This window comes from Rothia sp. HC945, assembly GCF_051370785.1.
Taxonomy (GTDB): domain Bacteria; phylum Actinomycetota; class Actinomycetes; order Actinomycetales; family Micrococcaceae; genus Rothia.
The window spans coordinates 417,208-436,764 of sequence record NZ_JBFCSN010000001.1 but is presented as its reverse complement, the minus strand read 5'-3'; the positions used below and the strand labels follow the sequence as shown (position 1 = coordinate 436,764).

17 protein-coding genes and 1 pseudogene are annotated in these 19,557 nt (G+C 61.5%); 12 read left to right on the top strand and 6 right to left on the bottom strand.

The annotated features are described in order from the left end of the window. Positions 1-7 precede the first annotated feature (7 nt). The 6 genes from AB0Y14_RS01845 (at position 8) to AB0Y14_RS01820 (ending at position 8,350) form a co-directional block, all read left to right on the top strand. Positions 8-2,032 carry a helix-turn-helix transcriptional regulator gene (locus AB0Y14_RS01845; protein WP_436587578.1) on the top strand — a complete coding sequence of 675 codons (2,025 nt, stop codon included), beginning with the start codon at positions 8-10 and terminating at the stop codon, positions 2,030-2,032. Between the two features lie 417 nt (positions 2,033-2,449). Next, positions 2,450-2,740, top strand: a complete 291-nt coding sequence (gene tatA, locus AB0Y14_RS01840; RefSeq protein WP_436587577.1) for a Sec-independent protein translocase subunit TatA — start codon at positions 2,450-2,452, stop codon at positions 2,738-2,740. A 94-nt stretch (positions 2,741-2,834) separates the two neighbouring features. Then, the gene (gene tatC, locus AB0Y14_RS01835) at positions 2,835-3,677 is read left to right on the top strand and encodes a twin-arginine translocase subunit TatC (RefSeq protein WP_436587576.1); all 843 of its coding nucleotides are present in this window, start codon (positions 2,835-2,837) and stop codon (positions 3,675-3,677) included. 88 nt (positions 3,678-3,765) lie between these two features. Further along, positions 3,766-6,615 carry a DEAD/DEAH box helicase gene (locus tag AB0Y14_RS01830; protein WP_436587575.1) on the top strand — a complete coding sequence of 950 codons (2,850 nt, stop codon included), beginning with the start codon at positions 3,766-3,768 and terminating at the stop codon, positions 6,613-6,615. A gap of 2 nt (positions 6,616-6,617) precedes the next feature. Continuing rightward, entirely contained in the window at positions 6,618-7,466 is an 849-nt protein-coding gene (locus AB0Y14_RS01825) for a hypothetical protein (RefSeq protein ID WP_436587574.1), read from the top strand. A 128-nt stretch (positions 7,467-7,594) separates the two neighbouring features. After that, the gene (locus AB0Y14_RS01820; RefSeq protein WP_436587573.1) at positions 7,595-8,350 is read left to right on the top strand and encodes a polyprenol monophosphomannose synthase; all 756 of its coding nucleotides are present in this window, start codon (positions 7,595-7,597) and stop codon (positions 8,348-8,350) included. A gap of 97 nt (positions 8,351-8,447) precedes the next feature. Here the strand turns inward: AB0Y14_RS01820 and AB0Y14_RS01815 are convergent, their stop codons facing one another. The 3 genes from AB0Y14_RS01815 to AB0Y14_RS01805 all read right to left on the bottom strand — a co-directional run bounded on the left by AB0Y14_RS01815 (position 8,448) and on the right by AB0Y14_RS01805 (position 10,655). After that, on the bottom strand, positions 8,448-8,801 hold the full coding sequence (locus AB0Y14_RS01815) for an RNA polymerase-binding protein RbpA (protein WP_436587572.1): 354 nt from the start codon (positions 8,799-8,801) through the stop codon (positions 8,448-8,450). A gap of 137 nt (positions 8,802-8,938) precedes the next feature. Beyond that, entirely contained in the window at positions 8,939-10,117 is a 1,179-nt protein-coding gene (locus tag AB0Y14_RS01810) for an SPFH domain-containing protein (protein ID WP_436587571.1), read from the bottom strand. A 49-nt stretch (positions 10,118-10,166) separates the two neighbouring features. Next, on the bottom strand, positions 10,167-10,655 hold the full coding sequence (locus tag AB0Y14_RS01805) for an NfeD family protein (RefSeq protein ID WP_436587570.1): 489 nt from the start codon (positions 10,653-10,655) through the stop codon (positions 10,167-10,169). 160 nt (positions 10,656-10,815) lie between these two features. Here AB0Y14_RS01805 and AB0Y14_RS01800 point away from each other — a divergent pair, with 160 nt between their 5' ends. Beyond that, entirely contained in the window at positions 10,816-11,235 is a 420-nt protein-coding gene (locus AB0Y14_RS01800) for a DUF3054 domain-containing protein (protein ID WP_129314389.1), read from the top strand. Between the two features lie 51 nt (positions 11,236-11,286). Here AB0Y14_RS01800 and trpD read toward each other — a convergent pair whose 3' ends face one another. Next, positions 11,287-12,342: an anthranilate phosphoribosyltransferase gene (gene trpD / locus AB0Y14_RS01795; RefSeq protein ID WP_436587569.1), complete on the bottom strand. Its 1,056-nt coding sequence runs from the start codon at positions 12,340-12,342 to the stop codon at positions 11,287-11,289. Between the two features lie 252 nt (positions 12,343-12,594). Between trpD and ctaE the strand changes: the two genes are divergently transcribed. The 4 genes from ctaE to qcrB are packed head-to-tail and all read left to right on the top strand — an operon-like array spanning position 12,595 to position 16,864. Further along, entirely contained in the window at positions 12,595-13,233 is a 639-nt protein-coding gene (gene ctaE / locus AB0Y14_RS01790; RefSeq protein WP_129314391.1) for an aa3-type cytochrome oxidase subunit III, read from the top strand. Positions 13,234-13,288: 55 nt separating this feature from the next. Further along, positions 13,289-14,083, top strand: coding sequence for a cytochrome bc1 complex diheme cytochrome c subunit (gene qcrC / locus AB0Y14_RS01785; RefSeq protein WP_129314392.1), 795 nt, complete (start codon positions 13,289-13,291; stop codon positions 14,081-14,083). A 58-nt stretch (positions 14,084-14,141) separates the two neighbouring features. Beyond that, positions 14,142-15,233 (top strand): cytochrome bc1 complex Rieske iron-sulfur subunit, encoded by a 1,092-nt coding sequence (qcrA, locus tag AB0Y14_RS01780; protein ID WP_436587568.1) that lies wholly within the window; start codon positions 14,142-14,144, stop codon positions 15,231-15,233. 2 nt (positions 15,234-15,235) lie between these two features. Continuing rightward, a complete protein-coding gene (gene qcrB, locus AB0Y14_RS01775; RefSeq protein WP_178979834.1) occupies positions 15,236-16,864 on the top strand; it encodes a cytochrome bc1 complex cytochrome b subunit in 1,629 nt (542 codons plus the stop codon). A gap of 99 nt (positions 16,865-16,963) precedes the next feature. Here qcrB and AB0Y14_RS01770 read toward each other — a convergent pair whose 3' ends face one another. Continuing rightward, positions 16,964-17,377, bottom strand: coding sequence for a VOC family protein (locus AB0Y14_RS01770; RefSeq protein ID WP_436587567.1), 414 nt, complete (start codon positions 17,375-17,377; stop codon positions 16,964-16,966). 302 nt (positions 17,378-17,679) lie between these two features. Here AB0Y14_RS01770 and AB0Y14_RS01765 point away from each other — a divergent pair. After that, positions 17,680-18,810, top strand: a pseudogene (locus tag AB0Y14_RS01765) (Cmx/CmrA family chloramphenicol efflux MFS transporter); the annotation flags it as partial. A gap of 337 nt (positions 18,811-19,147) precedes the next feature. Here the strand turns inward: AB0Y14_RS01765 and AB0Y14_RS01760 are convergent. Further along, positions 19,148-19,549, bottom strand: coding sequence for a cytochrome c oxidase subunit 4 (locus AB0Y14_RS01760; protein WP_436587566.1), 402 nt, complete (start codon positions 19,547-19,549; stop codon positions 19,148-19,150). Between the last annotated feature and the right edge of the window lie 8 nt (positions 19,550-19,557).

Sequence of the window (19,557 nt, the reverse complement as noted above, 5' to 3'; positions counted from 1 at the left end):
CGATCCTGTGCCCGTCAAGGTTCCAGAGCGGTTGTTCGCGCTGTACGGATTCATGCTCTCCCACGAGCGGCCCGTTCCGAGGCAGAGAATCCGGGAAAGCATCGATGCGTACCGGAGCATCGGTTCGGACTCGGCCTTCGAGCGAACCTTCGAGCGAGACAAGGCGGCCCTGCGCAATCTGGGCATGAAGATTGCGGCCATCCAGGATTATGGGGAAACCCTTTATCGGATCGATCGGGAGAATCTGTGGCTCGGTCGCGAGGAATTCACCCCGGCGGAGAGACTGACGCTCGGAATTGCGGCGCGCCTGTGGTCCGATCCGAATTATGCGCACGACGCCGAGCGCGCCGTCCGACGGCTCGGCTACGGCGAACACGACACGGACGGCGCCGTTGGCCTGAAGCACGTGACGCCGCGCCTCAGCGGAGGCGGGGGACATCTGGAAACGATTCTCGGGGCGCTGGCCTACGGCTCCGAGGTTTCCTTCTCCTACAGGTCCGCCAATTCCCTGGACACGTCCCGACGCCGCATCCGCCCATGGGGCGTTGGTCAACGATTCGATCATTGGTATGTCAGTGGGTGGGACGCCGAGCGGCAGGCTCCGCGTAACTTTCGGTTGTCGAGGATGACGTCCATCTCGGTGCGCGAATCGAGCCTTCCTGGAGCACCCGAGGACTTTTCGATGAAGTCCGTGTTGGAAGGCATTTCGGAATCGCCGGCGCCGGTGGTCGTCCTCCGTTGCCCGGCCGGTGCAGCCCCCGTGGTCTTGGACTGGTCGGAATCGGGTACGGGAATGCGGCTCCAGGATCAGTTCCCGGAGTTCCATTCCGTGACGCGAGTCGTTGAGGCGGTCGCCGAGGTTCCGGATGTCCTCGAATTCGTGCGTTGCCTGGCCGAGTTGGGATCCGGAGTCGAGTTCCGGGTACCCGAGGGACAGGAGTTCGATGAGGACTCCGTTCGGCGCGAGGTAGATCGCACCATACAGAGGGCGATCGATCTCCAGGATCGCGTCTCCGTTGCCGTCACTGACCGGGACACCGAGATCATCGAGCCCAAGCGAGGCAGGCAGAGAGAGGCCAATGACCGTCGGTTCGTGCGACTCGTGGATCTGGCGTCCTACGTGGGAAGCAATCCGGGGTGCGGAATCCGAGAAATCGCCCGGCACCTTCATGTCACTACGGCCCAGGTCAGACAGGATCTCGATGCCATCGCCAACGCGAGCGACGAGATTCTCGGTGGAGCGTATCTCCGGGTTTCGGCGTACGACGACGAAGTCTTCGTCGAGCTTCCCGAGGAGCTCGGGCGTGCGCTGAATTTGGCGCCCGACCAGACGATCCGCCTTTTGCTGGCGATCCAGTTGCTGGGCCAGGTTTCCCCGGACCACGCGCGCACCGTCGAAGAGATCTCCCGAAAACTCGTCAGTGGCGCGAACGGCGCGGGCGTGTCCTCCGACCAACTGTCGGTTCGCTTGGAACCACAGATGGCGAAAACTGTGGATGCCCTGCGAGCCGCCGCCGATGGTGGACGTACGGTCGAGATCGACTACAGGTCGCGCGGCCAGACATCGGCCAGCGAACGGCGGGTGAGGCCACACGACGTCTATTCACGGGGAAATACCTGGTACCTCGAGGCGGAGAGCACGGCTCACGCAGAGGTCAGGACCTATCGCATTGAGGCAATTCATGGCCTTCGGGAGGTCGAGACCACTGAGGGCGACGTCATCCCGGCCCTAGGGGAGTCCCCCTCTGAGCCCGCCCGGACCCTGGTGTGGGTCTCTGCTGATGCCGAGCCACTGGCGGATGCTTTGGGGGGAGAGATCATCGGCCACGTGGCCGTTCCTGGTTCGGCCGACGACGACGGAACGCCGGAATCCGGGCTCGTGATCGAGATTGATGTCATCGACTGGTTCAGTCTGTACCGATTGATGCTCCACCATGCCGGGTCCATGGCGTTGTGGAGGGCACGGCCGTGGACGACGGAATGGTACGAATCCGCGAAGGCCCGGGGGATCGACGTCGCCGGATCCTGGTGACCAGTTCAACCCTGTCCGACCGTCGGGGCCGGAGGATCGATGATTATAATGAACGTATGCCTTGGTGGTTTTGGATACTCTTGTGGACGGTCCTCGTCCTCGTATCCGCGGCGATTCTCGGGTGGTTGGCCTGGCGAACCGTACAGCGGTTCTTCGGCGCCCTCGAGGACGTCGGTTCACTCGGGGAAGATATGACCAACCGATGGGAGACATCGGCCAGTTCAGTGGCTACGGGAATCCGTGAGGCACCCGTTCCCGGAATACTCGTCCCAATCCACCGAGCCCGTGAAGAGTATCTTCGCGAACGCTCGACGCGACATCAACGAAAAGCAGCCCAGCGCATCGCGCGGCGGGACCGTCTCGGTCAGCCCCAGAATTTCAGGGATATGATGCGAGGCGACAAGAAAGGAAGAACCCATGCTCGGTAGGCTCTTTGACCACCCCGTCTATCTCCTGATTCTCCTGGTCATCATCCTCTTGCTCTTCGGCGCCCCGAAACTTCCCGGCATGGCTCGCAGCCTGGGCCAGTCGATGAAGATCTTCAAGTCCGAGGTCAAGGACATGAAGGATGACAAGGACGAGACGTCAGCCAAGAATCACGTCGTCAACGGTGAAGTCGTCGACAACGAAACCGGCCGGGGCTCGCACTCGGCCGGGTCCTCGACCGATAATTCCGATGTCCGGGATCAGGGCACGACGAAGAATTAGCCGCTGATGCTCCGGCCGCAAGAACCTCCGTCCCCGAGACGATGAGGTGAGACCGCGGCCGGAGTTCTGCTGACTCGAGGACACGGACCGAAGCATGGCATCCAAGTACAGCCGCAAGGGCAACCCCCAGGCGCAGATGGCGTTGCGCGAACACCTCCGGGAGTTTCGCAATCGAGTGATGAAAGCGGCCATAGCCACCGTGTTGGCAGCTATAGCCGGGTTCTTCTTCTATTACCCGGTCATGCGCGCTATCACCGAGCCCATCGCTGACATCGCCCAGGACCATGGACGTCATGCAAGCATCAACTTCAACGGCGTCGCCTCGGCGTTCGATGTCATGGTCCAGGTTTCACTGGCCATCGGCCTGGTTCTGGCCTCACCGGTCTGGCTCTACCAGCTGTGGGCGTACATCACACCAGCACTCCACAAGAAGGAAAAGCTGTACGCCGTCAGTTTCGTGTGTGTCTCGGTTCCCTTGTTCCTGCTGGGCATCTGGATCGCGTGGCTGTGCATGCCGACGGCCGTCAAGACCCTCACCGCGTTCACGCCCGAGGGCCAGTCCAACTTCATTGAGGCGAAGACCTACATCTCTTTCGTCGTCAAGTTGATCATTTCCTTTGGTGTATCTTTTGTCATTCCCGTCGCTCTGGTGGGCGTGAACATGATGGGCCTCATCCGTGGGCGTACCATCCTCAAGTCCTGGCGCTGGGTCGTGGTCATTGTCGCTCTGCTGGCCGCGATGACGGCCCCGGGCACGGATGTGATGACGATGTTCTATCTGATGGCCCCGCTGTTGATCCTGTTTTTCCTTGCCATCGCCATTTGCATGTTCAACGACAAGCGTCGGGACAAGAAGAACGCAAAACTGGCAGAGTCCTACGGCGCCGATGCCCACAAGGCCACGTCCGAAGAGGGCCTGGAACAGCTCGGTCGGTAGGGGAGCCGCAAGCCTTCGCTCCGTAGCGGAGTACGTCGTATAGCTGAATCGGTACGTGCGTGCCCGTGCGTGCCGATAGGCTGGTGTTATGCCCAGTTACGCCGAGAAATACGAAGCGGCCAAGGCCCGTAGCGAGTACCTCAAGAGCTCCGTGGGTCTTTTCGAAAGCTCCCTCGACTTTCCGCTCGATGATTTCCAGCGGGAAGCATGCGAGGTATTGCAGGACGGCGATGGTGTCCTGGTCGCCGCGCCCACGGGCGCCGGCAAGACGGTCGTGGGTGAATTTGCGGTATTCCTGGCCCGGCGGCACGGCAAAAAAGCCTTCTACACCACGCCCATCAAGGCCCTGTCGAACCAGAAATTCCACGACCTCAGCCGGATTTACGGAGCCGAGAACGTAGGCCTCCTCACGGGGGACATCTCCGTGAACCCAGAGGCCCCCATCATGGTCATGACTACCGAAGTTCTGCGCAACATGCTGTACGCGCAGTCTTCGACCCTTTCCTCGCTGGGATTCGTGGTGATGGACGAGGTCCACTACCTGGCCGACCGGTTCCGTGGTGCCGTCTGGGAAGAAGTCATGATCCACCTCCCCGAATCCGTGGCCGTCGTGTCGCTGTCTGCCACCATCTCGAACGCCGAGGAATTCGGGCAGTGGCTCGACACGGTGCGTGGGTCCACCCGAGTGGTCGTGTCGGAACATCGACCCGTTCCGCTGTGGCAGCACGTCATGGCCGGACACCGCCTGTACGACCTGTTTGCGGACAACACGACCATCTCGAAAGCGGCGGACATCGTGCGCCGAGACGGCACCGAAAAGATCAAGGTCAATACGGATCTGTTGAAGGCCACATCCCGAAGAGGCCCAGGGCCCCGCCGCGGGTCCCGCCGCGGCAAAGGAAAAGGTCAGGGGCGCGGCGGTCCGCCGCCCATGCGGCGTGCCCCTCGGCCCGTTGTTCTGAGGTCTCTCGACGAGAACGGGCTGCTGCCAGCGATCTACTTCATTTTCTCGCGCGCCGCATGCGACGACGCAGTACTGCAATGCATTGCCTCGGATATCCGATTGACCGACCAGCGCCAGGCGCAAATGATTCGTGCCTACATCGCCGAGGCCACGGCCTCTGTGGATCTGAAAGATCTCAGGGTCCTGGGCTTCGATGACTGGCGCGAGGGCCTGTCCCGGGGGATTGCATCCCACCATGCCGGGATGCTTCCGCTGTTCAAGGAAATCGTCGAACATCTATTCACTCTGGGCCTGGTCAAGGTGGTCTTTGCGACGGAAACCCTGTCCTTGGGCATCAACATGCCCGCCCGGAGTGTAGTGATCGAGAAACTCTCCAAATTCAATGGTGAGCAGCACGTCGATATCACCCCCGGTGAGTACACCCAGTTGACGGGGCGCGCCGGACGCCGGGGGATCGACGTCGAAGGCCATGCCGTGGTGCTCTGGAATGACGGGATGGATGCCAAGGCCATTGCGGGGCTCGCTTCTCGACGAACCTACCCGCTCTACTCGAGCTTCAAACCGACCTACAACATGTCGGTGAACCTCCTGGACCAGTTCGGGGCCGAGCGCGCGATGAGCATCCTGGAGTCTTCCTTCGCCCAGTTCCAGGCAGACAAGTCGGTGGTCAGCCTCGCGTCCAAGGTGAGGCGACAAGAGAAGGCCTTGTCCGGCTACGAAGAGTCCATGACCTGCCACTTGGGCGATTATGTCGAATATGCGAACTTGAAGTACAAGTTGAATCAAACCGAGAAGCGTCGCTCCAAGGAGCGAAAGAGACTGACTCGGTCCGCCGCGGAGTCAACGATGCAGTTGCTGGTTCCCGGCGACGTCGTCGACATTCCCCGTGGACGAAACTCGGGACCTGCAGTGGTGGTGGGGAAGCCCCAGGGTGGATTCGAGACTCGGATCGGCGTCGTGACGATGTCTGCCCATCTTCGTGTGATTGGCCCGTCCGAATTCGATGGAAGCATTCAACCTATATCCAAGGTCAAGGTTCCCAAGCACTTCACCGGGAGGACACCTCAGGATCGGCGCGACATGTCCGCGCGGGTCAAGTCTGCTCTGGACGAAGGAAAACCCGGGCGAACCATCAAACCGCCGAAATCTCCGGAGTTTGAGTCCCCAGAGGAGGACAAACGCGAGATCGACCGGCTGAGGCGAGCCGTCGAGTCCCATCCGTGCCACGGATGCTCGGAACGGGAAGACCACGCTCGATGGTTCAACCGATGGGTTAAGTTGAAGAAGGAAACCGACTCTCTTCGCCATCAGATCGATTCGAGGACCAACACGATCGCCCAACGATTCTCGAATATCCTCGATCTGCTCGCGGACTACGATTACGTCGGTCCCGACGACTCAGGGGAGCCCCGGCTGCGCAGCGCGGGTGAGACACTGCGGAAAATCTACGGGGAAAGGGACCTGCTGACGTCGCTGGCATTGCGTGACGGCTACTTCGAGGGCCTGGACCCGGCGGCACTGTGCGCGGCGGCATCTTCCTTGGTCTATTCGGGGAAGCGCGATGAGACCGTGTTCCTCCGGACCTATCCGGCCGGTCTCCAGGAGAGAGCGAACCGGCTGCATGGCTTGTGGACCGACCTCGCGGGCCGTGAACGCCATCACCGACTGCCAGAGACGCCCGTTCCGGATGTCGGGCTCATGTGGTCCGTCTACCGGTGGGCCAGGGGAGACTCGTTGTCGAAGAGCCTGGAGGGCTCGGGCCTGGTGGCCGGGGATTTCGTGCGTTCGACCAAGCAGGTCATCGACGCCCTGGATCAGCTGGGCCATGCCGTGGACGATCCGATGTGGCGCACTGGATGTGAAGCAGCCACCAATCTCATCAAGCGCGGTGTCATTATTCACGAATTGGAGACTCCTGTCGGCTCGGACGACGACGTCTTCGGCCAGGAATGGGAAGAATCGGAAGAAATATGAGCATGATCACACACAATTACGGTGAAGCGACCGTGATGTACAGGAACGGATCGGTCTACAGCCCCGCCGACCCCTTTGCCACGGCCGTCCTGGTTCAAGGCGATCGCGTCGTTTGGGTTGGGGAGGAGGCAGGCGCCGACTCCCTGACGGATGACAAGGTGACCACGGTGGACCTGGACGGTCTCGTACTCGTTCCCGGGTTCGTTGGTCGAGCGGGCTCGACGCCGGGGGAGAATGATCGATCGGCCATGATCGCGGCCGGATACACCGCTTGCATCGTCGATGACACGCAGCGACCCATGGAACTGCACTCCTTTTCGGATGAACCCGATCGTCAGCTTCCGGCCGAGGTCGTCGTCCGGCGTGAGTCCGAATCGGCCGGCTCGCCGGGGGAGAGCGAGATGCTGATCGAAGCCAGCCTGTCGGACACCGACTGGATCGACCTGGTTCGAGACGAACTACGGAACGGTTCTGCCGTCGGTTTGCTGCCGGGTGTTCGGACGCGAGGCACGGAGAGCCCAGTCAACCCGTGGGCGTGGGCGGCCTTGGGACTCCGGAGCGACGTCGACGCGGTCGGGCTGCCCACCCGTGCAACGTTCACGGCGCAAACTCGTGGCGTGAAAAGGCTGTTTCGCGCGGGCGGTCCCTTCGGTGGTCAGATCGTTCCGGACTCGTCGGCAGATTTCACCGGGTGGCGGGCCGAGGCCCTCATGGTCCAGACGGCGGACACCCGAATTGCCGCATGGAGCACGGATCCCCGCGCTCGGACCCCGTTGCTTCCGGAACTCGTGGGGGAGAAATATCCGGTCTTTGAGCTGGCCCGGATCGGAACAACCGAGTACCGGATGTGACGGACAAGCCGGAACAGCTCGTCAGGATATTGTGGACGAGTTGGGATAAAGTAGCGCCGGAACCGAATATCACGAAGTAACACGAGGGCGACCTCACTGACTTCAAGACCTCCGCAGGAGCATTCACAGTGGAACTCAAGACCCTGACAGTGATCCCCACGTACAACGAGCTCGAAGCTCTGCCCGTGGTGATCGAGCGCCTGCGTGCCGCACAGCCCGAGGTCCACGTCCTCGTGGTCGACGACAACAGCCCGGACGGAACCGGTGAGCTGGCCGATCGGCTTTCCCGTGAGGACGAGAAGATTCATGTGCTCCACCGGAAAGGCAAGGGAGGCCTGGGGGCGGCCTACATTGCCGGTTTCACGTGGGGGATGGAGCGAGACTATGAGGTTCTCGTCGAGATGGATGCCGACTGCTCCCACCAGCCGGAACAACTGGGGCGTTTGCTTGAGGCGATCGACCGAGGTGCGGACCTCGCCATCGGCTCTCGCTACGTACCCGGGGGGAAGACCGTCAATTGGCCCTGGCACCGTCAGTTCCTCTCCCGTGGAGCCAATTTCTATGCTCAGACGATGTTGGGAACTGATGTTCGCGATATCACCGCTGGATACAGGGCGTTCCGTCGCGGGACTCTGGATCGCCTCGATCTTGAAACCATCGACTCGGTAGGCTATTGCTTCCAGATCGATCTCGGGTGGCGAGCCGAGTTGGCGGGACTCACCATCACGGAGGTTCCGATCACGTTCGTGGAGCGCGAGGTCGGGGATTCCAAGATGGACTCCGGAGTCATCCTGGAATCGATGACGAAAGTGGCCCGCTGGGGGCTCGGAGCTCGTGCCAAGACCCTGTGCAACAAGCTACGGGCCGTGCGCGCAACGGCGTAGGCAACGGACCGGGCGAAGAGACAAAGATCGGGGCGACACCCACTGGGTGTCGCCCCGATCTTTGTCATCTGCTCCTACGGCGTTCGGAGAACGAGGGTTAGCTCTCCTGGTCGGCCGGAATCTCGTGACGTTTACGGTAGTAATCGATGCGCTTCTGCAAGGTCTCCTCGAGCTCCTCCATCGATCGGCGCTCGAGCAACATGTCCCAGTGCGTACGCACGGGCTTCTCGTTGCTCGTGTCCGGCTTGCTGCCGTCCATGAGCAGAGCCTCCTTGCCCGACTTCGCGGTCCAGGTAGCCGGGATCTCGGCCTCTGCAGCGAAGGTCACGAAGACCTGTTCGCCGTCGTCGGTCCGGTACTCGACCCGCTGGCGCGGAGCAGGCTGCACGCCCTGTTCGGACTCCATGGACTGGGAGCCCAAGCGCATACCTCGAAGGCTGCGGTCACTCATAGATCATTTCCTTCCCGAGTAGGAACGGGGTCACGGCATCATGTTCAGCGACACGACGCCCACGTTTATTCCTGACTATGGTCTCATTCTCCCGAGCGGAGGCTAAATCAGCGCTCCGCAGGGGAGAGGACCGGTGACTACTGGTGCCCAGGAATGCCGTAGTCGTCGCCGTCGTTTCCGGAACGCTCCGTCGCGGTGGATGCACCGGAACCCGACTCGGGTTGATCGTCCGTCGCGGGCGAGACCGGCTCATCCGGATCGATGCTCGAGGGCGGCATTTCGAAGTCATCAGGGTCGACGCTGGTCTGGTTGACGTCCGGCTTGAGATCGTCTTCGGTGACCTTGAGAACCGGGGAGTCGACGATGGGGTCCTCCGAATCGTCGGGTTCCGTGGGCGTTGGTTCCTCGTCCGACGTCGCGGTAAAGGGATTCATCGGGTCGACGCCTTGACCGTCTCCAAAGGCCTTGCCAATGCCTCGCAGTGCATCGCCCAGTTCTGTCGGGATGAACCAGAGCTTGTTGGAATCGCCCTCGGCCAACTTGGGAAGCGTCTGCAAGTACTGGTAGCTGAGGAGTCTCTGCGACGGATTTGCCTTGTGAATGGCGGAAAACACCTTGTGAATGGCCTGCGCCTCGCCGTCAGCACGGAGGATCGCGGCCTTTGCGTCACCTTCGGCGGAGAGGATCGAGGCCTGACGTTCGCCTTCGGCCGTCAGAATCGAGGACTGCTTGGCGCCCTCGGCGGTCAGGATGGCGGCACGACGATCACGTTCGGCACGCATCTGCTTCTCCATGGAGTCCTGGATGGATGCGGGCGGCTGGATTTCCTTGATGTCCACGCGAGAGACCCGAAGGCCCCAGCGTCCCGTCGTGCTGTCCAGAACACCACGCAGCTCGGCGTTGATCTGGTCTCGCGAGGTCAGAGCCTGCTCGAGATTCAGTCCGCCGACGACGTTGCGCAACGTTGCGCTCGTGAGCTCATCCACGGCGTGGATGTAGTTCGTGATTTCGTAAGTCGCGGCCCGAGGATCGGTGACCTGGAAGTACACCACGGTGTCGATGCCGACCACGAGGTTGTCCTCAGTGATGACCGACTGGGACGGGAAAGAAACCACTTGTTCGCGCAAATCGATGAGCGGCAGAACGCGGTCGATGAAGGGGACCACGAAGTGCAATCCCGGGTTGAGGGTCGAGTAATATTTTCCGAGTCGTTCGACGATGCCGGCCTTGGCCTGGGGAATGATGCGCACAGCCTTGAACAGTGCGATCACGACCAGCAGGATCAGCAGCACGAGCACAATAATGAGTGGTGCCATGGGGATGTACCTTCCTTGGTGGTGCCTCGAGTCGGGAACTCTTCGCCGGTTATTCGGGCATGTTTTCTCCGGTGGCCGCATCGACCACGGCGGTTGCCCCGTCAATGCGTCGAACGACCGCGGTCGACCCGGCGGGAAGGACCACGTCATGAGTCGATGTACGTGCCGTCCAGTGGTCACCTTCGAGTCGCACGAGCCCGGAGACTTGGGAGACGTCTTCGAGCACCTCGACGCGCTGACCGGCCAAACGATCGACATTGCTCAGCGTCTGAGGCGTGTTCCGGTTCAGACGGCGAACAATAATCGGTCGCACCAGGAAGATCAGCAGGACGGACGCCACGGCGAAAACCAGAACCTGTATGGTCCAGCTATCGGTGACCAAGGCAGTCAATGTCGCGGCGAAGCTTCCGCCGGCCAGCATGAGACAGAAGAAATCCAAAGACAGCATTTCGACCACCGCGAGAACAATGGCGGCGATCAACCACACCGCAAAAGGATTTTCCGCGATCCAGGTCAGCACGAGCGAGGTTCCTTCCATCGGTTGTACTTACCATGTTGCCTGCAAAACTCCTGGGGACCAAGGATCACCGCACCAAATCAATGATCTCTATAACGCCGATAATCTACATTATGTAAAGTAATGCTTTCGGCCCCGCCCCCGATCGCTCCTGATCTCAGCGCTGGGATAGATTCGATACATGCCCTCCATCGAATCAGCTCATACCGCGAACCGCACCGACCAGCGCCAGACGACGTCGGCGTCCGTGTGGCCCTATGTCGCGGCCGACCTCGTGCTCGTCATCCTCTTCGCTGCCATTGGCCGCAGTTCCCACGGCGAAAGTCTCGCGGGAACGGCCCTGACGGCATGGCCATTTCTCGTGGGCGCCATTGTTGGTTGGCTGTTGTCCAAGGCCTGGCGCGCCCCTGCAAGCCTGATCCCTTCGGGTGTGACCATCTGGCTTGCGACGGTCATCGTCGGCATGCTTCTGCGCGCTGCGACAGGAAGCGGGACACATTGGTCCTTCATCATCGTGGCAACCATCGCCAATGCGGTCTTTCTGCTGGGTTACCGCGTGCTGGCACGAGTCATAGCGAAGATCGCCCAGCGGCGGCCGTGAGTCCCGGCATCGTCGACTCAGGGTATCACTCATTTACCTTAAAGTATAGGTTTAATCTTTGAGGAACCTGATCCACGACGTCAGGACTTCCTCCGCACGTCCGGAATCCAGCGCATCCTGGGCCCGAGAGATTGCAGCATTGAGGCGATCGGTCAAGGGGCTCGATGCTTCCTTCTCGGCGGCGACAAGGCCAGCGGCCGCATTCAGCACGACCGTGTCGCGAATGGGGCCGCTCTCCCCCGCCATGACCCGCTGAATGACTTCGGCATTGAACTGCGCATCCTTGCCGGTGATGTCGGCCAAGGTGTTCGACGGGAGGTCGAGGTCGGCCACCTCGATCACGCTCTCTGTGATGTGACCGTCGTGGGCCTCCCACATCTGAGTCGGCCCGATCAGGCTCAACTCGTCGAGATTCAGCGGTCCCGTGAATACCAGCGCGTGGTCACCACGGCGGGCGAAGACATCCGCCATGAGGGGGGCGATGCGTGTGCTGGACACCCCGATCACGGATGAGGCGACGCGTGCCGGATTGGCCAGTGGTCCCAGATAATTGAAAACGGTGGGAACCCCGAGCGTCTTGCGAATGGGGCCGATGTACCGCATGGCCGGATGGTAGGTGTTGGCAAAAAGGAACGAGATGCCGACCTCGCCGACGGAGGCCTCGACCCTCGCCGCGGGTGCGTCGAGAGGCAGGCCCAGCCGTTCCAGGGCGTCCGCAGATCCTGTTGACGACGACGACGCCCGGTTGCCGTGCTTCACGACCTTGACGCCTGCCCCGGCAATGACGAGAGAAGCCATCGTCGAGATGTTGACCGTGTTGTGCTGATCACCACCGGTTCCCACGATATCCACCGCATCTCGGGGGCCGCCGTATGGCTCTGCCATATCCAGCATCTGCTCCGAAAGTCCGTGGAGCTCCTCCGCCGTCTCCCCCTTGGTGTGCAGTCCAACCAGGAAGGCGGCCACCTGAACGGGGTCAGCCAGGCCGGACATCATCTCTCGCATGGCCCACGCGGCCTCGTCGTAACTCAGGTCTTCGTGCCGTTCGATCGCGTTGACCAGACTCTTCCACGTTGGCTGCGCGCCGGCGCTCTCGGTGTTGCTCATACGACAACCCTAGGCGATGAAATACCCCTTCCTGTGACCCCTACGCCGATGTCCTGTGCGGAAGCTGGATGAAGCCTGGGTCTTCGACTGTGGCGGCCGTCCCACCATTACGTGACTTTAAAGGCCAGAACCGAGACGAAGCCCTGCAAATCCGCGCCAGTGAGGCGATCCGCGGGGCTCAGGATGACACGCCGGAGCAACGCGCACCGGCTCCTGTTGGTTCGGCGGGAGTTTTACCGACATAATGTCTATGTGACAACTGCAACCCATACTCCCAGTAAGTCGGCACAACCGACGCTCAATCGCCCCAACATCGTGTCCGTAGGCACGGTGGTATGGCTCGCGAGTGAGCTGATGTTCTTTGCCGGACTGTTTGCCATGTACTTCACCCTGCGGGCCACGTCGCCCGACGTGTGGGCGGAGAACACTCACCACCTGAATATCCCGCTGGCCCTGACGAACACGATCGTGCTCGTCCTGAGCTCGGTCACCTGCCAGTTCGGCGTGTTCAAGGCCGAGCAGCTCAAGGCCCGTCGCACAGGATCGATCTTCCAGGTCGGCCAGTGGGGCATGGTTGAGTGGTTCCTCCTGACCTTCGTCATGGGCGCCTTCTTCGTCAGTGTCCAGGCCATGGAGTACGCGACCTTGGTCTCCGAAGGCGTTTCCATCGCGGCCAGCGCCTATGGTTCGGCGTTCTACATCACGACAGGCTTCCACGCATTGCACGTGACCGCCGGTTTGATCGCGTTCCTCTTCATCATTGGACGCGCGTACGTCGCCAAGCGATTCGGACACTACGAGGCAACCTCGGCGATCGTGGTTTCCTATTACTGGCACTTCGTCGATGTGGTCTGGATCGTGCTGTTCATCGTGGTCTACTTCGTGAAGTAGCTCCGCGGATCGCCCGCCCACACATCAATCACACACAGACAAAGGAACTCTTGACGTGAAGGCACTCTCCCAGAAGCGGCGTCACCCGCTGGCGGCCATTATTCTGTTGGCTGTCGCCCTCGTCCTGACTGGTGGCCTCTATGCAGTTGCCTCCGCCACCAATCAGGCCAAGGCCGACTCGGAACAGAACTACACTGCCGACGACATCGCCGCAGGACAGAAGCTGTTCCAGTCGAACTGCGCAACCTGCCACGGAACCAGCGGCGAGGGCACCGACAACGGCCCGTCGCTGGTCGGCGTCGGCGCCGCTGCGGTTGACTTCCAGGTCGGAACAGGACGTATGCCCATGCAGATGCAGGGCACTCAGGCTCAGATCAAGCCGGGTCAGTTCACTGACGATCAGACCAAGCAGCTGTCCTCCTACGTCGCTTCCCTCGGTGCCGGTCCCGGAGTTCCGGACAAGGAATCCCTGGACACCAGCAAGGGAGATGCCGCCAACGGCGCCAAGGTGTTCCTCGCTAACTGCGCAATGTGCCACAACGCCGCGGGCTCCGGCGGTGCGCTGACGCGCGGCAAGTTCGCTCCCACCCTCATGAATGTCTCCGAGGAGCACATCTACGAGGCCATGGAAACCGGTCCTCAGAACATGCCGGTGTTCAACGACGCCAACATCACCCCGGATGAAAAGCGTGACGTCATTACCTACCTGAAGGCTCAGGAGAGCAACAGCTCCCCCGGCGGTCTGGCGCTCGGCTCGCTCGGCCCCGTGTCGGAGGGCCTGTTCATCTGGACCATTGGTCTGGGTCTGGTCATCGGTTTCACCGTGTGGCTGACCTCGCGGTCCGCGTAAGCCCGACCGCGCATCACACACCTACCAGCAGCTCGTACCAAGGAAGTTAGAGGATCACATGGGCAACCATCGTGACGGAGCACCGGAGCGTTCCGGCGCCGTTGCTACCTCAGGAGACCAGAATCAGGAACAATTCCCGGATCCCGGTCTCCCTCACCACGAACCGCGTCTGACCGATCTGGACCCCAAGCGCGCCAAGCGCGCCGAACGCCAGGTCTCCTGGCTCTTCATCCTGTCTATCGTCGGAGCGTTCGTATTCTGGATCGGCTTCTTCGCCATCAAGGCGGACGGGGACATGTTCAACGTGAACAATCCGGATCCGACCAGCAACCTTCGGCTCCAGAACCTGTTGCTCGGCCTCGGCATTGCGTGCACGATGTTCGGTATCGGCATCGGAATCGTGCAGTGGGCTCGTACCCTGATGCCCGACCACGAAATGGTCGAGATGCGCCACGAGATCAGCTCGGAAGAATCCCGGGCTTCTGCTCAGGAGATCGTCGAGACGATCATCGACGAGTCCGGGATCAAGCGCCGTCCGTTGCTGCGCAACACGATGATCGGCGCGATCATTCTTGCGCCACTGACTTTCATCACGCTGTTCCGCGAGCTCGGCCCCATCGATCCCAAGGTTCTCTCGCACACATTGTGGGACAAGGGTGTCCGACTGGTCCGTGACCCCTCCGGGACTCCCATCAAGGCCTCGGATGTCACCTTGGGCTCCGCTTACCACGTCTTGCCGGAAAACATCTTGGACATTTCCCATGAGGACGGATACCTCGAGGAGAAGGCCAAGGCAGTGGTTTTGCTGATGCGCATGGACCCCGAAGAGCTCCATGTGCCCGATGACCGCAAGGATTGGAACGTCGACGGGATCATCGCCTACTCCAAGGTGTGCACCCACGTCGGTTGTCCCATCGCCCTGTACGAGCAGCGCACGCACCACTTGTTGTGCCCGTGCCACCAGTCCACGTTCGACGCGGCCAACGAATGCGCTGTCGTGTTCGGCCCCGCCGCGCACGCTCTGCCCCAGTTGCCGATCACCGTTGATTCCGAGGGATACCTCGTGGCGCGCAGCGACTTCCACGAGCCGGTCGGCCCGGCCTACTGGGAGCGGGGCAAGCAGAAGCAAGAGATGGCGAGTGAGGCCTAAACATGTCTAATGCTGTAAACGAATACCAGGCCTCGACCACCCCGGGGCGCATCGCAAACTTTGTGGACACTCGCGTGGGCATGTCCGGCATTGTCCGCGAGTTCGGTCGGAAGATCTTCCCGGACCACTGGACGTTCATGTTCGGCGAGGTTGCTCTCTACAGCCTCGTGATCCTGATCCTGTCCGGGACGTACCTGACCTTCTTCTTCGACCCTTCGATGACGTCGAAGGTCTACGACGGAAGCTATGTCCCGATGAAGGGCGTCGAGATGTCGGCCGCCTACGCTTCCGCATTGCACATTTCATTCGACATACGTGGCGGCCTGTTCATGCGACAGGTTCATCACTGGGCCGCGCTGATGTTCGTGGTTGCCATTGCCGTGCACATGATGCGCGTGTTCTTCACCGGTGCGTTCCGTCGGCCTCGTGAGCTGAACTGGGTTGTCGGTGGCATGCTCTTCGTGTTGTCCATGGCGGCAGGCTTCACCGGGTACTCCCTCCCCGACGATGTGCTCTCCGGCAACGGTCTGCGCATCATCGACGGCGTCATGAAGGCCATCCCCCTCGTCGGCACTCACTTGTCCCTGTTCTTCTTCGGAGGCGAGTTCCCGGGTCACGCCGTCATCGGGCGCCTGTACACGTTGCACATCATGATCATCCCCGCGCTGATCCTGCTGACCGTGGCCATTCACCTGTTCATGGTGGTTGTTCACAAGCACACCCAGTACCCGGGCCCGGGCCGTACCGAGAAAAACGTGGTCGGGTTCCCCGTGGGGCCGGTGTACGCGGCCAAGGCCGGCGGATTCTTCTTCGTGGTCTTCGGCATCATTGCTCTCATGGCCGGCACGGTGACGATCAACGCGATCTGGAACTACGGCCCCTACGATCCCTCCCCCGTTCAGGCTGGTACGCAGCCCGACTGGTACATCGGTTGGGTCGACGGCGCGCTGCGCCTCATGCCCGGCGCATGGCCCTGGCACTGGCAGGTCCAGGCCGGCGGAACCTGGGTCCTGGCAGTTCTGCTCCCGATGGTTCCGGCCGCAATCCTCCTGGGTCTGTTCTTCACCTGGCCCTGGCTCGAGCGCTGGGTCACCAAGGACAATCGCGAACACCACATCCTGGACCGTCCTCGCAACGCTCCTTTCCGGACGGGTGCGGGCGTCGCGGGCGTCACCTGGTACTCCATCATGATGATGGCTGCGAGCTCTGACCTCATTGCGACCCACTTCCATGTGGCGCTGAACGATGTGGCCTATGTGCTTCGGTTCTTCTTCTTCTTTGGACCGTTCATCGCCTTCGAGATCACTCGCAGAATCTGCCTCTCGCTGCAACGCAAGGACCGCGAACTGGTGCTTCATGGCATCGAAACCGGCCGAGTGGTCCAGTTGCCGCACGGTGAATTCATCGAGGTCCACGAACCGCTCAATGAGTACGACAGGTACCGCCTGGTGAACTTCAATTCGCCCGTGGTCTCCCCGGCTCAGCCCGACAAGAAGGGCAAGATCAGCGGTGGTGAGAAGGTTCGCGGCCGGTTGTCGCGCCTCTTCTTCGAGGACCGTGTTGCCCCGGTTTCGCCCGAGGAACTGGAAGCAGCGCACAAACACCACGAGCTGGAATCCGGTAGCCACTGAGCGTCGGACACAGTGCCTGAGAGAAGGCCCCGCCCCCATGCCAGGGGCGGGGCCTTCGTGCTGTCTGAGCCCTTGGGAGAACGACGTGAACTGCGTGTCTCAAGGCAGGACGGTGTCATTGACGGGTCCAGGTGCCCAAGCGATCTCCCAGCGGTACCCATCAGGGTCGGCAAAATATCCGCTGTAACCGCCCCACTCGCGATGGGCCGCCACAGACACGAAGGGCGCGCCGGCCTCGCGGGCAGCTCGCAGGACCCCATCAACCTCCTCTGCTGACCCAACATTGTGAGCGAGTGTGAGTGGCGCAAGCCCCGGCCCCGGAGCAATAGCTCCAACCTCCTCCTCGAACGCTTCCTGACGCCACAGGGACAAGATCAGACGCTCCCCGGCTCGCATCATCAGGACGTCGTCGGCCTCCAGATCAGGGGCCCATCCGAGACCGTCGACATAGAACCGTCGAGACGCGTCCAGATCCGAGGTGGCCAGTGTGATGAGTGATATTCGCTGCTCCATCGCTCCAGCCTACCCATGACGACACTCCGCTGACGGCGGGCTCGGTGGCAGGGATATCACCTTGATTGCCAGGTGAGCCGACCATGATGACCCACCGTGCGAAGCACTGAGGGCCACCGCGTGTAGAGTCTGAGGCATGCAGAGTCCCGAATCAGACAAGTCAGGGGTTGTCGGATCAACCGCCAACCCCTTGAACATGTAGATATGCTGTCCGCCCCCTGAAGGCGCGCGCATACCCCTTCCAGGGCGTTGGCCGTGGTCCGAGAAGAGTCATCTTCAGTCATCTCATCTCGGAGTATTCAATGCCTTTCGCTCTCTACATGCTTGCCCTGGCCGTTTTCGTCATGGGCACCTCAGAATTCATGCTCGCGGGACTTCTGCCCGCCATCGCGGCCGATCTCGATGTGCCGATGGGCACCGCGGGACTACTCAGCTCCGCTTTTGCCCTGGGCATGATCGGCGGGGCGCCGCTCATGGCCGCCTTCAGTCGTAGTTGGCCACGTCGGGTCACGCTGGCCGTAACTCTGCTGCTCTTCGCTGCCAGTCATTGCGTTGGGGCCATGACAACCGCGTTCTCGCTCCTCCTCATGTCCCGGGTGCTGAGCGCTGTCGCCAACGCGGGATTTCTCGCCGTAGCACTGAGCGCCTCAACCGCCGTGGTGCCAGAGCAGCAGAAGGGCCGTGCGCTGTCGGTGCTGCTCTCCGGAACGACGATAGCCACCGTCGCTGGAGTTCCCGCAGGAGCACTGCTCGGTTCGCTTGGGGGCTGGCGAATGACGTTCTGGGCGATTGTCGTCTTGTGCGCGTCGGCCCTCTACGGCGTAGTGCGTGGAGTACCAGGTGGTACCGAACAGGATCCTCCCCCTTCGGACTCCCCGAAGTTGCATACCGAACTCCGGTAGCTGTCCGACATCCGGGTCATTCTTGCCATGACCCTTGCAGCTTTGGTCAACGCGGGAACCTTCGCGGTTTTCACCTACCTGGCGCCAGTGGTGACCGATCTGGCCGGGCTACCCGAAGCGTGGGTGTCCGTCACCCTGGTGCTTTTCGGCGTCGGGTCATTCATCGGCGTATCGATGTCCGGCCGTCTGTCGGACACTCGATCAGGTCTTGTCCTTTGTCTTGGAGGACCGCTGTTGCTGATGGGCTGGACAGTTCTCGCGCTCGTCGCCGCCGATCCTGTTGCCCTCATGGGGATGGTCTTGATCCAAGGCGTACTGTCTTTCGGAGTAGGCAGCACACTCATTGCCCGCGTCCTGTATGTTGCCTCGGGCGCACCGACCATGGCCGGGGCGTACGCCACGACGGCGTTGAATATGGGAGCTGCTGCTGGTCCCGCGCTGGGGGCCTTGGCGCTGGGATCAGGCTTCGGGTTGCTCGGCCCGGTGTGGGTGGCCTGCGGGCTGACGACCGCGGCCCTCATCATCGTCCTGTCCGGGGGGGGGGGGGAACCTGATCACGAAGAGCGCGGACGACTCAGAATCCTAAACCCACGAGAACGTGCCGCTGATTGCGTGTACGCGTCGGCAACGCAGGGTCAATGTCGGGGTGGTTCCGGTTCTTCACAGCGGCGGTGGTCGCTGGACGTCAGGGGCCATATGCGCTCACGCCCGGACGGGAAGAATGGGGGCGCACCCCGTGTGGCACGGACCATGGCCTGTGATGGTACGCCGTTGCTTGCATCCACGGTTACTCGGATAGGAAAGAGCCCCGATCCTCGTACGGATCGGGGCTCTTTTCTATCTAATAAGTCGCTGTGCGGTGATCACCTTAGTGGGCGTGGTTACCGCGGCTGTACTCGTAAACCCAGCCGACCAGGCCGATGAGCGCCACCGGTGCGGCCAGCATGAGCATCCACCAACCGATGGCCATCGCGACGACGCCGATCGCGGCAGCGATAGCCAACAGCAACGGCCACCAGCTCCAGGGAGAGTAGAAGCCGTAGTCGCCGGCGGCGTCGACGATCTCACCATCGAGGTTGTCCGACGGCTGGTTCGGGTGCTTCTTCGCGGTGAAGCTGAAGAAGAACCCGAGGAAAGCCGACATCAAAGCCGTCAGGAGCAGGGCCGGGAAGCCGACCCACTCGGTGAACCCCGTCATGAATCCGTACACGATCGTTACCGGAATAAAGAAGATGAACAAGATCCAGAACAGAATGGCATTTTCGCGCATCTACGTGC

Coding starts and splice junctions, on each gene's coding strand:
- AB0Y14_RS01815 (WP_436587572.1), bottom strand. CDS start 8,801: ATGAGTGACCGCAGCCTTCGAGGTATGCGCTTGGGCTCCCAGTCCATG.
- qcrB (WP_178979834.1), top strand. CDS start 15,236: ATGTCTAATGCTGTAAACGAATACCAGGCCTCGACCACCCCGGGGCGC.
- tatA (WP_436587577.1), top strand. CDS start 2,450: ATGCTCGGTAGGCTCTTTGACCACCCCGTCTATCTCCTGATTCTCCTG.
- tatC (WP_436587576.1), top strand. CDS start 2,835: ATGGCATCCAAGTACAGCCGCAAGGGCAACCCCCAGGCGCAGATGGCG.
- AB0Y14_RS01810 (WP_436587571.1), bottom strand. CDS start 10,117: ATGGCACCACTCATTATTGTGCTCGTGCTGCTGATCCTGCTGGTCGTG.
- AB0Y14_RS01825 (WP_436587574.1), top strand. CDS start 6,618: ATGATCACACACAATTACGGTGAAGCGACCGTGATGTACAGGAACGGA.
- trpD (WP_436587569.1), bottom strand. CDS start 12,342: ATGAGCAACACCGAGAGCGCCGGCGCGCAGCCAACGTGGAAGAGTCTG.
- AB0Y14_RS01805 (WP_436587570.1), bottom strand. CDS start 10,655: ATGGAAGGAACCTCGCTCGTGCTGACCTGGATCGCGGAAAATCCTTTT.
- AB0Y14_RS01830 (WP_436587575.1), top strand. CDS start 3,766: ATGCCCAGTTACGCCGAGAAATACGAAGCGGCCAAGGCCCGTAGCGAG.
- AB0Y14_RS01760 (WP_436587566.1), bottom strand. CDS start 19,549: ATGCGCGAAAATGCCATTCTGTTCTGGATCTTGTTCATCTTCTTTATT.
- AB0Y14_RS01770 (WP_436587567.1), bottom strand. CDS start 17,377: ATGGAGCAGCGAATATCACTCATCACACTGGCCACCTCGGATCTGGAC.
- qcrA (WP_436587568.1), top strand. CDS start 14,142: ATGGGCAACCATCGTGACGGAGCACCGGAGCGTTCCGGCGCCGTTGCT.
- AB0Y14_RS01800 (WP_129314389.1), top strand. CDS start 10,816: ATGCCCTCCATCGAATCAGCTCATACCGCGAACCGCACCGACCAGCGC.